General features: G+C 72.0%; 11 protein-coding genes. 3 read left to right on the forward strand and 8 right to left on the reverse strand.

The window, feature by feature from the left end; genetic code table 11:
- Positions 1 to 20: 20 nt before the first annotated feature.
- Genes ACH35V_RS22905 through ACH35V_RS22920 form a run of 4 tightly spaced genes read right to left on the reverse strand, consistent with a single transcriptional unit; the run spans position 21 to position 3,958 of the window.
- Positions 21 to 863, reverse strand: coding sequence for an ABC transporter permease (locus tag ACH35V_RS22905; RefSeq protein ID WP_395974997.1), 843 nt, complete (start codon positions 861 to 863; stop codon positions 21 to 23).
- On the reverse strand, positions 863 to 1,762 hold the full coding sequence (locus tag ACH35V_RS22910) for an ABC transporter permease (RefSeq protein ID WP_395974998.1): 900 nt from the start codon (positions 1,760 to 1,762) through the stop codon (positions 863 to 865). Before ACH35V_RS22910 ends, ACH35V_RS22905 begins: the two co-directional genes overlap by 1 nt.
- A complete protein-coding gene (locus ACH35V_RS22915) occupies positions 1,759 to 2,847 on the reverse strand; it encodes an ABC transporter ATP-binding protein (RefSeq protein WP_395974999.1) in 1,089 nt (362 codons plus the stop codon). Before ACH35V_RS22915 ends, ACH35V_RS22910 begins: the two co-directional genes overlap by 4 nt.
- Before the next feature lie 13 nt (positions 2,848 to 2,860).
- A complete protein-coding gene (locus ACH35V_RS22920) occupies positions 2,861 to 3,958 on the reverse strand; it encodes a PotD/PotF family extracellular solute-binding protein (RefSeq protein WP_395975000.1) in 1,098 nt (365 codons plus the stop codon).
- A 205-nt stretch (positions 3,959 to 4,163) separates the two neighbouring features.
- Between ACH35V_RS22920 and ACH35V_RS22925 the strand changes: the two genes are divergently transcribed.
- Complete coding sequence (locus tag ACH35V_RS22925; RefSeq protein WP_395975001.1) at positions 4,164 to 5,942, forward strand: gamma-glutamyltransferase family protein; 1,779 nt, start codon at positions 4,164 to 4,166, stop codon at positions 5,940 to 5,942.
- A 37-nt stretch (positions 5,943 to 5,979) separates the two neighbouring features.
- Here ACH35V_RS22925 and ACH35V_RS22930 read toward each other — a convergent pair whose 3' ends face one another.
- Positions 5,980 to 6,639 carry a GntR family transcriptional regulator gene (locus ACH35V_RS22930; RefSeq protein ID WP_395975002.1) on the reverse strand — a complete coding sequence of 220 codons (660 nt, stop codon included), beginning with the start codon at positions 6,637 to 6,639 and terminating at the stop codon, positions 5,980 to 5,982.
- A gap of 172 nt (positions 6,640 to 6,811) precedes the next feature.
- Between ACH35V_RS22930 and ACH35V_RS22935 the strand changes: the two genes are divergently transcribed.
- Complete coding sequence (locus tag ACH35V_RS22935; RefSeq protein WP_395975003.1) at positions 6,812 to 8,839, forward strand: SpoIIE family protein phosphatase; 2,028 nt, start codon at positions 6,812 to 6,814, stop codon at positions 8,837 to 8,839.
- Between the two features lie 64 nt (positions 8,840 to 8,903).
- Here the strand turns inward: ACH35V_RS22935 and ACH35V_RS22940 are convergent, their stop codons facing one another.
- Together ACH35V_RS22940 and ACH35V_RS22945 are read right to left on the reverse strand one after the other, a co-directional pair.
- Positions 8,904 to 9,272: a hypothetical protein gene (locus tag ACH35V_RS22940; protein WP_395975004.1), complete on the reverse strand. Its 369-nt coding sequence runs from the start codon at positions 9,270 to 9,272 to the stop codon at positions 8,904 to 8,906.
- A complete protein-coding gene (locus ACH35V_RS22945; RefSeq protein ID WP_395975005.1) occupies positions 9,269 to 10,681 on the reverse strand; it encodes an FAD-dependent oxidoreductase in 1,413 nt (470 codons plus the stop codon). Before ACH35V_RS22945 ends, ACH35V_RS22940 begins: the two co-directional genes overlap by 4 nt.
- 144 nt (positions 10,682 to 10,825) lie before the next feature.
- Between ACH35V_RS22945 and ACH35V_RS22950 the strand changes: the two genes are divergently transcribed.
- Entirely contained in the window at positions 10,826 to 12,874 is a 2,049-nt protein-coding gene (locus tag ACH35V_RS22950; protein ID WP_395975006.1) for an AAA family ATPase, read from the forward strand.
- Here ACH35V_RS22950 and ACH35V_RS22955 read toward each other — a convergent pair.
- A complete protein-coding gene (locus ACH35V_RS22955; protein ID WP_395975007.1) occupies positions 12,871 to 13,908 on the reverse strand; it encodes a saccharopine dehydrogenase family protein in 1,038 nt (345 codons plus the stop codon). The two genes, ACH35V_RS22950 and ACH35V_RS22955, sit on opposite strands and share 4 nt — an antisense overlap.
- Between the last annotated feature and the right edge of the window lie 36 nt (positions 13,909 to 13,944).

A 13,944-nucleotide genomic window follows, 5' to 3' on the forward strand; every position in this document is an offset into this window, starting at 1 on the left:
GAGGGCCTCCTTGGTATCCGTCACTTCTGGCTCCCCTGGCTGCGGCGCAGGGCCTCCATCGCGTTGCCGCGCTTGAGCAGGACCGCCGCCACGATGACGAGCGCCACGCTGAACAGGATCATCAGCGACGACAGCGCGGCGACGGTCGGGTCCTGGTGCTTGATCGTGTAGTTGAACAGGGCGATCGGCAGGGTCTCGGTCCCCGGCTTCAGCAGGAAGATCGTGGACTCCAGCTGGTCGAAGGAGACGATGAACGCGAACAGCGCCCCGACGGTGATCGAGACCCGGATCTGCGGCAGGACGATCCGGCGGAACGTGGTGAGCGGCGAGGCCCCGAGGTCGCGGGACGCCTCTTCGAGGCTCCGGTCGAGGCCGACCATCGCCGCGCTCACCAGCGTCACCACGAACGGCAGAGAGATGACCGCGTGCGAGACCACGACGGACCACAGCTGCCCGTAGCCGCCGATCTTCGCGAAGAAGACGAAGAGGCCGACGCCCAGGACGATCTTGGGGACGACGAGCGACGCGAGAATGGCCCCCGAGATCAGCCCCTTGGCGAACAGCCTGCCCCGGACGAAGGCGTACGAGGCCATCGCTCCGATGACGGTCGCGAGCACCGTCGACAGCGCCGCGAGGACCAGCGAATAGATCGCCGAATTCCCGAACTCCGGCACCTGGAAGATGTTCTCGTACCACTTCAGCGAGAAGCCGGGCGGCGGGAACTTGTTGTACGACACGCTGCTGAACGAGTTCAGGATCACGATGACCAGCGGCGCGAGCACGAAGAAGACGCACAGCGCGGTGATCACATGCAGGATCAGCCTGCGGACGCGGGCCGCCCGGAACGTGGAGGACGCTGCCATCACTTCACCTTCGTCCTGCGCGAGACGGCGCCGAAGACCAGGACGGCGACGAGCGCGCCCACCAGCAGCACCGTGCTCTCCACGGACGCGATCGGCCACTCGACGGAACTGGTGTCGTTGTAGATGGTCACCGGCAGGAACTTGACCCGTCCGCCGCCCAGGATCGACGGGATGACCAGCGACCCGAGCACGAGCGTGAAGCAGATCTGCGCCCCGGCCACCAGGCCCGGCAGCGACAGCCGGAACGTGACCCGCCGGAACGTCGTGAACCAGCTCGCGCCCAGGTCGGACGACGACTCCAGCACCTCGGGCTCGATCTGCTGCAGCGACGTGTAGACCGGGTAGACGACGAACGGCAGGAACATGTGGACCATGCCGATGACCACGCCGCTGGTCTGGAACAGCAGCTCGGGCGGATGGTCGCTGAGATGGGCGGTCTTGAGGAACCAGGCCAGCGGGCCGTGGTCGGCGAGGACGACCTGCCACCCGTACGCCCGGACGACGGAGCTCACCAGCATGGGCAGGAAGGCGACGACGCCGAGCGTGACCCGCAGCCAGTCGCTGTCCGTCCGCCACATCGCGTAGGCGAGCGGGTAGCTGACCAGCACGGAGAACACGGTGGCGATCGCGGCGATCTTGACCGTGCTCAGCAGGATGTCGGTGTAGTAGCTGTCGGTCAGGAACGACCGGTAGTGCTCCAGGGTGAAGCCGGAGTCGCCGATCCCGTTGTCCTCGGTGGTGCCGAACCCGTACCTGAAGAAGATCACCATCGGCACGATGAAGAACAGGACGATCAGCAGCAGCGCCGGGAACAGCAGGAACCAGCCCGCGGCGGCGGAGCGCACGCGGGCCCCGGAGCGTCCGGCGGCGCCCGGCTTCGAGGACGTCGCGGCGGTCATGAGGCGAGCGGGATCGCCGCGTCCGGGTCCCAGCCGACGCGGATCTTGGCGCCGATCGGGTACGGGGACTCGACCCCGGTCCGGGGCACCTCGGCCACCAGCTCCCGCCCGCCGCCGTCCAGCCGGACGCGGTAGCGGATCGAGCCGCCGAAGAAGACGACCTCCTCGACCGCCGCGTCCGCGACGTTGGCGCAGTCCAGCTCGTCGCCGACCCGGACGCGCTCGTACCGCAGGCTGAGCGCCTCGCAACCGCCGTCGCCGGCGGCGGCGCGGTCCGGGGCGGCGAACGTCCGGCCGCCGACGGTCATCCGGCCGTCGCGGACGGGCTCGTCCAGCTCCAGCAGGTTGGTGTCGCCGATGAAGTCGGCCACGAACGCCGACCGCGGCTCGTCGTAGATCTCCTGCGGGCTGCCGATCTGCTGGACGCGGCCGTCCTTCATGACCGCGATCGCGTCCGACATCGTCATCGCCTCGCCCTGGTCGTGGGTGACGAAGACGAACGTGGTGCCGACCTCGCGCTGGATCCGCTTCAGCTCCAGCTGCATCTGGAGCCGCAGCTTGAGGTCGAGGGAGGCGAGCGGCTCGTCCAGCAGCAGCACCTGCGGCTCGATCGCCAGGGCGCGCGCGAGCGCCACCCGCTGCTGCTGCCCGCCGGACAGCTGGCTCGGCCGCTTCGCGCTGTGCTCCTCCAGGCCGACCAGCGCTAGCAGCTCGTCCACCCGCGCGCGGATCCGCTGCTTGCCGGCCTTCCGCAGGCGGAGCCCGTACGCGACGTTGTCCCGGACGTTCATGTGCGGGAACAGCGCCCACCGCTGGAAGACCATCGCGGTGGGGCGCCGGTTCGGGGGCGCGTCGGTCATGTCCCGCCCGGCGATGTGGAGCGTTCCGGCGTCCGGGGGCTCGAATCCGCTGATCACGCGGAGCAGGGTGGACTTCCCGCAGCCGCTCGGCCCGAGCAGCGAGAAGAACGAACCGTCCGGGACGTCGATCGACACGCCGTCGAGCGCGACGGCCCCGTTGAAGGCTTTCCGGACGCCCCGGATCTCGACCGCGTGGGGCGGCCCGGCCTGGCCCTGGTCTTTCATCGGGAGTACGGCCTCACTTCATCCGTGACTTGACTTCGCTGTCCCAGCGCTTGCGCCATTCGGCGTCCTGGGAGGCGACCGCGCCCCAGTCGAACCGCATCGCCTTCAGGCCCACTTCGGGCTGGAGCTCGGGGTCCTTCTTCTGCCGCTCGGTCAGCACCGCGTTGTCGGTCGCGGCGATGGTGCCGGTGAGATCGGCGTAACGACCGGCGGCCTTGGCGTCGAGCAGCCGGTTGATGATCTGCTGCGCGACGTCCTTCTGCTCCGAGTTCAGGTTGGACACCATGGCGAGGTAGGCGGGGAAGGAGACCGCGCCCTCCGCCGGGGTGACGTACTCGAAGGGGGCGCCGCCCTTGATCCACTCCTTGGAGATGCTGTACCACCAGTAGCTCAGCGCCGCGTCGCCGCTGGACATCAGGTTGAGCAGCTGGTCGTTGGAATTGAGCAGGGCCTTGAACTGGCTCGCGTGCTCGGCCCACACCTTGAATCCCGGGTCGATGTTCGTCTCGCTGCCGCCGTTCAGCCGCGCCGCGAGGACGAGCGGGATCCACTGGTAGTCGAAGACCGCCACCTTCCCGGCGAAGGCCGGGTCCCACAGCGCCTTCCACGAGGTGGGCGCGGCCGGGGCGACCTTCTTGTTGTGGAGCAGCCCGGCGAGGGTGAGCTGGTAGCCGGCGCCCAGGTTGTCCTTCACCTGGTACGGCTTGAGGACGTGGGACATGTTCGTCACGGCGGACGGGTTCAGCGCGTCCCACATGTCGTCCTCGACGCCCTGCGCGAAGGTGGAGGCGTTGAAGAACCCGAAGTCGACGTAGTTGTCGTCGGGCGTCGTCTTCTTGGCCGCGACCATCTTCGGATAGGTCACGGTGTTGTTGGACTCGACGAAGTCGATCGACACTTCGGGGTTCTCGGCGAGGAACTGCTTGACCACCTCGCGGGGCAGGACGCCCTGGTTCGAGCCGGCCCAGATGAACATGTTCAGGTGCAGCTTGCCGTCCTTGGACCCGCCGCCGCCCAGCGATCCGCAGCCGCCGAGGGCCAGCGCGGCCGCCGCGCCTCCCGCGATGCCGAACAGACGGCGCCTGCTGAGGACGGGCTCCGGTGCGCTCATGGTCAATACTCCTCCGGATCCATGGACGGTCCAGGCGTCGAGTTTCGGTCGGGACGGTGCCGCGTGGCCGGGCACGTGAGGGATGACGGTATACGATTCAACGTCTCGCGACAAGATAGTCCCAAGTCGCGAGATGGAGAGGAAGCGTTTTCGTATACAGTCCTCGGAATCCCCTCGATCATTTCGCCCCCCGGGAGTTGAGCCCATGCAGACCCGTCCGGAACTCAACGGCAGCTTCGGCATGGTGGCCAGCACCCACTGGCTGGCGTCCGCGTCGGCGATGAACGTGCTGGAGCGGGGCGGCAACGCGGCCGACGCGGCCGTGGCGGCGGGGTTCGTCATGCAGATCGTCGAGCCGCACCTGTGCGGACCCGGCGGCGACCTGGTCGCGCTGACCTGGAGCGGGCGGGAGCAGGCGGCGAGCGTCGTCTGCGGGCAGGGGGTGTCCCCCGCCGCCGCGACGGCGGAGCACTTCGCCGGACTCTCGCTCGGCCTGGTGCCGGGCAGCGGCCCGCTGGCGGCGGTGGTCCCCGGCGCGTTCGACGGCTGGCTCACGATGCTCGCCCGCTGGGGGAGCTGGGAGCTGGAGGACGTCCTCGCCTACGCGATCCACTACGCCGAGACCGGCTTCCCGCTGCTGCCGACGACGAGCGCGGCGATCGACGCCGTCCGCCCGCTGTTCCTCGACCACTGGCGCACGTCGGCCGAGGTGTGGCTGGACGGAGCCGTAGCGCCCGCGCCGAAGGCGTGGTGGCGGCTGCCCGCGACCGGGGCGACCTACCGGCGCATCCTCGCCGAGGCCACCGGGACGACCCGGGAGCAGCGGATCCAGGCCGCCAGGGACGCCTTCTACCGGGGCTTCGTCGCCGAGGCCATCGACCGTTTCCGCGCCACCGCCTGGCGCGACTCGTCCGGCGCCGACCACTCCGGCCTGCTCACCGGGGACGACCTCGACGCCTGGAGCGCCTCCGTCGAGGACCCCGTCTCGGCGCCCTTCGCCGACCGCTACACCGTGTTCAAGGCGGGCCCGTGGAGCCAGGGGCCGGTGCTCGCCCAGCAGGTCCGCCTGTTCGACGCCCTCGGCCTGTGGGACCACGAGGTCCGCTCGCCGGGCTGGGTGCACCTGATCACCGAGGCGGCCAAGCTCGCCTTCGCCGACCGGGAGGCCTGGTACGGCGACCCCGACCACGCCGACGTCCCCCTCGCCCGGCTGCTGTCCGAGGACTACGCGCGCGAGCGGGCCGCGCTCGTCACCGACCTGGCCGATCTCGACCTGCGGCCCGGCCGTCCCGACGGGCGCGCGCCCCGGCTGCCGCACCTCGCCCCCGCCGCCGGGACGGAAACGGCCGGTGAGCTGGGCGAACCGACCCTCGGCAAGCTCGGCGCGGCGCGCGGCGACACCTGCCACGTCGACGTCGTCGACCGCTGGGGCAACTTCGTCTCCGCGACCCCGAGCGGAGGCTGGCTGCAGAGCTCGCCGGTCATCCCCGAACTCGGATTCGGGCTGGGGACGCGGGCGCAGATGTTCTACCTCGACCAGGGGCGTCCCAACTCGCTGCGGCCCGGCGTCCGTCCGCGCACGACCCTGACGCCGTCGCTGGTGTTCCGCGACGGGGTTCCGTGGATGGCGATGGGCACCCCCGGCGGCGACCAGCAGGACCAGTGGCAGGCCGCGTTCCTGACCGACGTCGTCGCGCAGGACCGGCGCGGCTCGAACGACCTCCAGGCCGCCATCGACGCGCCGCTCTTCCACACCACGCACTTCCCCGCCTCGTTCTATCCCAGGGACTCCCGGCGCGGTGAGCTGGTCATGGAGAGCCGGTTCCCGGAACAGGTCCGGGAGGAGCTCACGCGGCGGGGGCATCGCGTCGTGGTGCCCGGCCCGTGGCGGCTCGGCCGCCTCACCGCCGTCGCCAAGGAAGGCCGGCGGCTCAAGGCGGCGGCCGACCCGCGCAGCGCCCAGGCGTACGCCGCCGGCCGCTGACCGGCCCGGAAGCTGACCGGCCCCGGAAAAGGAGCGCTCAGCCGATCCGGGGCAGGAGACGGTGCCGGACGCTGAGGACGTGGGCCCGCGCGGTCGTCTCCGCGAGTTCCTCGGCGCCCATCTCGATCGCGGCGATCAGGGGCTCGTGCTCGTCCCAGGCGTGCGGGTTCTTGAGCGAGGAGTGCTGGAGGAGCAGCCACTGCCCCCGCCGCACGATCGGCAGGGCGACGCTGATGAGGTGGTCGTTCCGCGACATCTCGAAGATCTTCGAGTGCAGCTCGGTGTGCAGGTCGGAGAGTTCCTGCGCGCTGCGCCGGGCGCCGTCCTGCTGCGCCATCGCGAGGATCTTCCGCAGCAGGTCCACCGCGGGCTGGGTGACATGGCGCGCCGCCAGCCGGGCGCCGAGGGGTTCGAGCGCGAGCCGCAGGTCGAACAGATCGTCCGCCTGCTTGATCGACAGCGTGGCCACGGACGCGCCGCGGCGGGCGGCGACCTGGACGAAGCCCTCGGCCTCCAGCGTCCGGAGCGCCTCCCGCACCGGGTTCCGCGAGACGCCCAGCTGCTCGGCCAGGTGATCCTCGGGCAGCCGCTCCCCCGGGCTCAGCCCTCCGGTGAGGATCAGTTCCCGGATGCGCCTCGCGACGACGTCACGAAGAGGAAGTTGCGCCTCGGCGCCCGCGTCCTCGCTCGTTTCCATGACGGGATTCTCGCACGCCCGGACAGGTGACGGTCAGGACGCGTTTGTCCGACCCCGCGGGCGGGAACCTCCGCATCCTTTCCACCGGGGGGCGGCGGACGGCTGATACGGCCGGGGATCGTGGGTAGGGAGGAGATATCGCGGGTGCGGCGGACCAACCGGGGGACGCGTGATGCATGACGCTGGCAGCCGTGGCATGGAGTGGCTGGCGCTGGAGGCGTTCGGCCCGACGCCGGTCGCGGTCGCGCTGACGGCCGGGCCCGACCACCGGGTGGCGTACACCAACCTCGCCTTCCGGACCCATGTCGGCGACCCTCCGCTGGGCCTGCCGATCGCGGACGCGTTCAGCGATCGGGTCCAGCGGGACTACGGCGGCCTCCTCGACCATGTGCTGGCCACCGGGGAGCCGGTCACCCTCGTCGAGGCGCCGGTGCGGACGGCGTCGTCCGCCGACCCGGACCGGTTCCTGTCCATCAGCCTGTCCCGGTTCACCCACGGGCGGCCCGGCGTGCTGATCATCGCCGTGGACGTGACCGAGCAGGTCGCCGCCGCGCGGCGGGCGGACCGGGCCACCAAGGAGCAGGAGCGGACCCGGCGCCGGTTCGAGAGCCTGGTGTGGCTGAGCGCGCAGATCGTGTGGGTGGCGGACCCATCCGGCCACGTGACGGAGTCGAGCGGCGTCTGGGAGGAGGTGACGGGCCAGTCGTGGGAGGAGTACCGCGGCGACGGCTGGTCGGACGTCCTGCATCCCGACGACCGCGCGCCGGCGCTGCGGTCGTGGCGGGAGACGTGCGGGCGGGCCCGTCCGTGGCACTACACCTATCGGGTGCGGAGGCGGGACGGCGAGTACCGGCACTACGACGTCCACGCCGCTCCCGTGTTCGAGGGCGACGTCGTGGTGGAGTGGGTCGGGACCTGCACCGACGTCGAGGAGCAGTGGCAGCAGCGGCAGCGCCGGGAGCTGCTCGACCGGGCCGCGGCGGCGGCCGGGGAGCAGACCGACCTGGCCGGGATGTTCGCCGCGCTCGCGGACGTGCTCGTCCCCGACCTCGCCGACGGCTGCGGGGTGCACCTGCTGCCCGACCTCGTCGACCGGCCGGCGGGCGCGCCGATCGTCGCGCACCGCATCGCGACCGCGTCGCGGGGCGGCGTGCGGCGGCAGCCGCCGGTCGGCGCGGAGCGCTTCGCCCCCGACAGCGGGTTCGCCCGCGCGATCAAGGCGCGCCGTCCGCTGCGCCGCACCTTCCCGCCGGGCCGCCCGCCCGAGGACCTGCTGCCCAGGACGACCGTCGCCTGGCTGAAGCGGGCCGAGGCCACCAGCGTCGTGCTGATGCCGGTCATCGTCGACGGGACCGTGGCGGCGGCGGTCACGGCCGCCCGGCGCGGCGACCGCGCGCCCCTCGGCCCGGCCGACATCGCCCTCATGCAGCAGGTCTTCAACCACACCCACGACGCGCTGAGCAGCGCCGTCCAGCACCACCGCACCCAGCAGCTCGCCCTGGCCCTGCAGCACAGCCTGCTCGCCGACCCGCCCGAGCTCGCCGACCTGCGGCTCGCGGCCCGGTACCTGGCGAGCCCCGCCGCGGCCGGGGTGGGCGGCGACTGGTACGACTCGTTCGTCCTGCCGGACGGCGCGACCGTCATGGTCATCGGCGACGTCGTCGGCCACGACCTGGCCGCCGCCGTGGAGATGAGCCGGCTGCGCAACATGCTCCGCGTGCTGACCGCCGATCGCCTCACCCCGCCCTGCGAGATCCTCCGCCGCCTCAACGCCGCCATGGAGACGGTGGACCCGGACGCGACGGCGACGTGCGTCCTGTCCCGCGTCGAGGAGGCCGCGCCCGGCCGGTGGCAGTTCACCTACGCCGTCGCCGGGCATCCGCCGCCGCTCCTGATCCCGCCCGGCGGCGACGGCCGCTTTCTGGACGAGGTCGCCGACCCCCTGCTCGGCTCCCCGCTCGACCAGCCCTACAGCAGCGCGACCGAACCGCTGCCGCCCGGCTCCACCCTGCTGCTCTACACCGACGGCCTCGTCGAACATCCCGGCGAGGACCTGGACGCCAGCCTGGACCGGCTCCGCCTGCACGCGTCCGCGCTCGCGTCCCGTCCCCTGGAGGATTTCTGCGACGCGCTCCTGGACGCGATGCCCAGCACCGGCACCGACGACATAGCCCTGATCGCCCTCCGCGTCGCCTCGTAGGCCCCGTGAAGCCGACGGCGTCGCCCGTCCCGGGTGAGCCGGGACGGGCGACGCTCGGGGCGGATCAGCGCGTCGGCGCGGGCGCGGCGGACTTCCGGGACCTGTAGTTGCCGATCGTGGCGGCGATCCCGGCGACCAGCGCGACGGTGATCCCGGCGCCCCGGACCGACGCCCCGGCGAACTCGCCGAACGCGTCGGCGTCCGCCAGGCTGCCCACGAAACCGGCCACCTCGGCCAGCGCGGCCAGGACGGCCAGGACGGGCGTCCAGCGCCAGCGGGTCGCGGTCATCAGCGCGGCCACCACCAGCAGGATGATCATGCCGGGCGGGACGACCGGCATCTCCACCCCGGCGACCTTCTGGATCAGGAGGCCCGCGGCGCCGGTGACCAGGCCCGTCACCGTGATCAGTTCGGCTCGGTCGAGCGTCTTCATCTCTGCACTCCCTGCTCGGTTCCTACGGTGAAGTGATGATCTGATGCGGTTTCGGGGTGCGGCGTCGTCCCCGGGAGGGCTTCGCCGGTACGTCGGACGGCGCAGGCGGCGGCAAGCACGGACGGGCGCATCAGCGCGGTCGGCGGGTCGAGGAGCCCGATCACCCGCACCAGCCGTCCGGCGATCTCGGGGTCGCGGGCCGCGGCCGCCTGGACGCGGCCGACATAGGCGTTGAGCAGCCGGATCGCCGGGCTACGCCGTCCCGGCACCTCGGGCATGGACAGGTCGGCGGCCACGGCCATCCGCCACGGGACGTCCAGCGCCCTGGCGACCGCGCGGAAGTACCGGCGGGTCAGGTCGCGGGCGCCGGAGGCTTCCAGGCACCGGGCGAGGACCTGCGCCTCCAGGCACGCGACCGTCATCCCCTGGGCGTAGATCGGGTTGAAGCTGCACAGCGCGTCCCCGGTCACCAGCAGGCCCGCCGGGAACCGCCGCAGCCGCTCGTAGCGGTGCCGCAGGTCGGACGGGTAGCGGTGGGCGGAGATCTCCCCGAGCGGCTCGGCCGCGCGGACCGCCCTCGCCACGTCCGGCGGGGCGAGGCCCTCCATGTAGGCCAGGAAGCCCTCGGGGTCGGTCGGCGGCCGGTGCCCCTTGTCGAGCCCGGCGACGGTCAGCAGGTGCCGGTCGCCCTCGATCGCGATCAGCGCCATCCCGCGCGGCCGTCCCGGCCCGGGGCCGACCACGACGGCCTTGTCGGGCGGCGACCCCAGCGGCAGCCGGACGGGACGGCTCGCGTACGCCACCCCGACCTCGATCTCCTCGCGCGGGGCCGGGTCGTAGCCGAGCGACTCCAGCCAGAGCCGGGTCCGCGCGGCCCGTCCGGTCGCGTCCACCACCAGGTCGGCGGGGAGCTCCTCTTCGGCGCTGCCCGGGACCCGGCGCATGATCCGCACGCCGGTGACCCGCCGGGGATCGGGCGCGACCAGCCCGACCGCGTCGCAGCCGTGGACGAACACGACGCCGTCCAGCGCCTGGACCCGTTCGCGGACGGCGCCCTCCAGCAGCGGGCGGCTCGCCTGCACCGCGCGGTCGCTGCGCGGCACCCGGCACAGCGCGTGCCCGCCCAGGTTGAACCGGTGCTCGGTGCTCGGGTCGGCGACCACGGCCCCGGCGTCGATCAGCTCGTCCTCCAGCCCGGGGAACAGGCCCCGCAGGATCTCCTGCCCGCGGGGCATCAGCATGTGCGCGTGCCGTCCCTGCGGCACGCCCTTCCGCGGCCTGCCGGGCTCGGGCGGCTCGTCCCGTTCGACGATCGTCACCTGGTCGTAGGCCCCGGCGAGGACCCGGGCGGCGAGCAGGCCCGCCATCCCGGCCCCGAGCACGACCGCGCGTTCTCCGACGCGTCCCATGTCCCGTACCTCCTTCGTAGCGGTGAGGTACGACGACCATCCGGCGGTCCGGTGTCCACTCGACAGGCCATCCGCTGTCCGACTTCTGCCCGATCCCGTGGCCTAGCGTTGGAGGACGGGGCAAGGTGGGCGCGGAGGGTGCCGATGAGCGGGACGTTCGGGGATCGGCTGCGGCGGGCCCGGCGGCGCCGGTTCGTGGGGCGGGCCGGGGAGATCGAGCTGTTCGGCGGCGTGCTCGAAGCCGATGCCGACGCGCCGTTCTCGGTGCTGTTCCTGCACGGGCCCGGCGGCGTCGGAAAGAGCGCGCTGCTCGCGGAGCTGGCCGAGGAGGCGCGCCGGTACGGGGTCGCGCCCGTGCTGGTGGACGCCCGCGTCGTGGACCCGGTCCCCGAGGCGTTCGCGCAGGCGGCCGGGACGTTCGAGCAGCCTGCCGGAACGGGCGCGGCCCGCCGGGTCGTCATGATCGACACCTACGAGCTGCTCGGCCCGCTGGACGACTGGGTGCGGGAGACCTTCCTGCCGTCGCTGCCGTCGGACGCGCTCGTGGTCATCGCCGGACGGGACGCGCCCGGCCCCCGCTGGACGGCCGATCCGGGGTGGCGGGAGCTGCTGCGGGTGGTGTCGCTGCGGAACCTGCGTCCGGAGGACACCCGCGCCTACCTGCGGGTGGAGGGCGTCCCGGACGACCTGCACGAGCAGGTCCTCGCCATGACGCACGGGCATCCGCTGGCGCTCTCGCTGACCGTGGACATGATCGTCCGGCAGCGGCGGGAGGGCCGCGCGGTGCCGGACGCGCTGGCCGGCGCCCCCGACGTCGTCCGGGCCCTGCTCGGACGCGTGATCGACCAGGTCCCCTCACCCCGGCACGCGCAGGCGCTTCAGGTCTGCGCGCACTCCCGGTTCACCACCGAGGAGCTGCTGCGCGCCACGCTCGACGGCGACGAAGACGTGGGCGAGTTGTTCGGATGGCTGCGCACGCTGTCGTTCATGGAGGAGGGAGTCCACGGCATCTTCCCCCACGACGTCGCCCGCGACATCCTGGACGCGGACCTGCGCTGGCGCGACCCGGACGGGTACGCGGCCTTGCACCGGCGGCTGCGCGGGCATTTCGTCGAGCGCGTCCGGCAGGCGACCGGGAACCGGCGCGACCGCCGCAAGCACGTCGCGGACGTGCTGTTCCTCAGCCGGTCCCATCCGGTCGTCAGCTCGTACTGGCAGCTCACCGGGCTGGGCCGCTTCTTCACCGACGGGGTGCGCCCGGACGACCACGCGGCGCTGCTCGACCTGACCCGTCACACCCAGGGCGAGGAGCAGGCCCGGCTCGCGGCGTACTGGCTGGACCGCCGTCCGGACGCGTTCGGCGCCTTCCGCGAGACGTCCGGCGAGATGTTCGGGTATGCGGCGTTCCTGCCCCTGCACGAGGCGGACGAGCGCGACCTGGCGGAGGATCCGGGCGCCCGGACGATGTGGGAGTACACCCTCCGCCACGGCCCGGCGCGTCCCGGAGAAAGCGTGATGGCCTGGCGGTTCTTCGTGGACTCCGAGGCGCACATCCGCCCGTCCCGCGCGGAGACGCTGATCCGGCTGTGGAACGGCCAGGAGATCATCGCGCACGGGCCGCGGGCGTGGGACATCGTCTCCGTCCCGTCCGACCGCGACTACTGGGATCCGCTGCTGAGCCATTTCGATTTCCACCACGCCATCCGGTACGAGATCGGCGGCCGTCCCTACGAGGTGTACGCTCACGACTGGCGGCGGCTGAGCGTCGAGGAATGGCTGGAACTGACCGCCGAACGCGAATTGGGCGCCGCCGCCACCCCACCCACCGGAACGGCCCCGGAACTGGTGCTCTCCCAGCCCGAATTCGCCGACGCAGTACGGGCTGCGCTGAAGGATCTGCACCGTCCGGAAAGGCTCGCGGGCAATCCGCTCATGCGATCACGGCTCGTCCGGCACCGCCCCGGAACGCTCCCGGACCTGATCACCGAAGCCGCCGACACCCTCCGCAGCGAGGAATCCCTGTACCGGGTCATCGACCGCACGTTCCTGCGTCCGGCACCCACCCAGGAACGCGCAGCCGAGATGCTGGGCCTACCGTTCAGCACCTACCGCCGCCACCGCAACCGCGCGGTAGAACGAATCACCACCTGGCTCTGGCAACGCGAAATCCACGGCCCCACAGACCCCGGTTAACGCGCCTCCCAGCCCGCGATGGCCCAGGTCAGGCCGTTCCTGCCTAGGAAATCGAGGAAATCGGCGGGAGAAAAGGCCTGGGCCGGGGCCAGGACGCCAGGTTTCGGCGGGTCGGCGATGAGCCGGCGGGCGGCCTCCACGGCCATCACGGCAGGGGTCCTGTACGCGTCGTTGCCGGTGGCCGTGGCCTGGACGGAGCTGCCGTCGTCGGCGGTGGCGTCGACGACGATCGTGAACCGCTGTGCTCGCCTGTCCTCCTCGCTCGGCCCTTCGGGCATCGCCTCAATCAGTTCCTCGGAAAGGGCTGCGGCGGTCACGCGTTCACCTGTCTCCGCATCAAGGAGGCCCTGGACGCGCTGGACGTCCACATGGCGCGGAATGGTGACGACCGCAGGCATGGCGAACTTCACCACCGGCACGTCCTCACCTCCAAGAAAGGTCACCGACTTGCGGAGGGCAGGGGCATCGGTGCGCCATTTACCGTCCTCGTAGGCGAGGCCCCCGGTGCGGAGAAAGTCGATGGTCTTCAGGGCGCTTCTCGCGGAGCCTCGCGAGAGCCCGCCGGTGTTGAGGTTCTTGTGGGCGAGGGCGATCTCGGCGGGCTGGAGCCGCGCGGCCAGCAATGCCGCCAGCAGATCATCGATGGCGCCGCTCTCGGTCATCATCGGGACGAGGGCGACACCGGCCCGTTCGGCGTCCGGTCCGAGGTCGTCGAAGAATTCCTTGACGTACAGCTGCTCGCCGGAAAGGTCGACGTATTGGCAGCCTGCCGTTATCGCCGCGCGTGCCACCGCCTGGCCCGACACCGTGTAGGGGCCAGCGCAGTTGATGAGCGCGTCCACGGACGCGAGTGCGTGCGAGCAGTCGGCGTCGGCTATCCGGATCTCGGCGTCGGCCACGCCGACCTGGCTCGCGGCGGCGCTGAGCCGTTCGCGGGAGCGGCCGATGAGCACCATCTCCATGCCCCGGCGCGCTAGTTCGGCCAGCACGAGCTTGCCCTGATACCCGTTGGCCCCATAGACGGCGATCTTCACATGTCCTCCTGGTGATCGAGAAGATCACGCTAGGAG

The organism is Actinomadura sp. 1N219 (assembly GCF_044326405.1).
Taxonomy (GTDB): domain Bacteria; phylum Actinomycetota; class Actinomycetes; order Streptosporangiales; family Streptosporangiaceae; genus Spirillospora.

What these genes read in the sequence shown, in the direction of transcription:
- ACH35V_RS22930 (WP_395975002.1), bottom strand. Translation starts at nt 6,639, where the DNA reads ATGGAAACGAGCGAGGACGCGGGCGCCGAGGCGCAACTTCCTCTTCGT.
- ACH35V_RS22915 (WP_395974999.1), bottom strand. Translation starts at nt 2,847, where the DNA reads ATGAAAGACCAGGGCCAGGCCGGGCCGCCCCACGCGGTCGAGATCCGG.
- ACH35V_RS22945 (WP_395975005.1), bottom strand. Translation starts at nt 10,681, where the DNA reads ATGGGACGCGTCGGAGAACGCGCGGTCGTGCTCGGGGCCGGGATGGCG.
- ACH35V_RS22925 (WP_395975001.1), top strand. Translation starts at nt 4,164, where the DNA reads ATGCAGACCCGTCCGGAACTCAACGGCAGCTTCGGCATGGTGGCCAGC.
- ACH35V_RS22940 (WP_395975004.1), bottom strand. Translation starts at nt 9,272, where the DNA reads ATGAAGACGCTCGACCGAGCCGAACTGATCACGGTGACGGGCCTGGTC.
- ACH35V_RS22910 (WP_395974998.1), bottom strand. Translation starts at nt 1,762, where the DNA reads ATGACCGCCGCGACGTCCTCGAAGCCGGGCGCCGCCGGACGCTCCGGG.
- ACH35V_RS22935 (WP_395975003.1), top strand. Translation starts at nt 6,812, where the DNA reads ATGCATGACGCTGGCAGCCGTGGCATGGAGTGGCTGGCGCTGGAGGCG.
- ACH35V_RS22920 (WP_395975000.1), bottom strand. Translation starts at nt 3,958, where the DNA reads ATGAGCGCACCGGAGCCCGTCCTCAGCAGGCGCCGTCTGTTCGGCATC.
- ACH35V_RS22950 (WP_395975006.1), top strand. Translation starts at nt 10,826, where the DNA reads ATGAGCGGGACGTTCGGGGATCGGCTGCGGCGGGCCCGGCGGCGCCGG.
- ACH35V_RS22905 (WP_395974997.1), bottom strand. Translation starts at nt 863, where the DNA reads ATGGCAGCGTCCTCCACGTTCCGGGCGGCCCGCGTCCGCAGGCTGATC.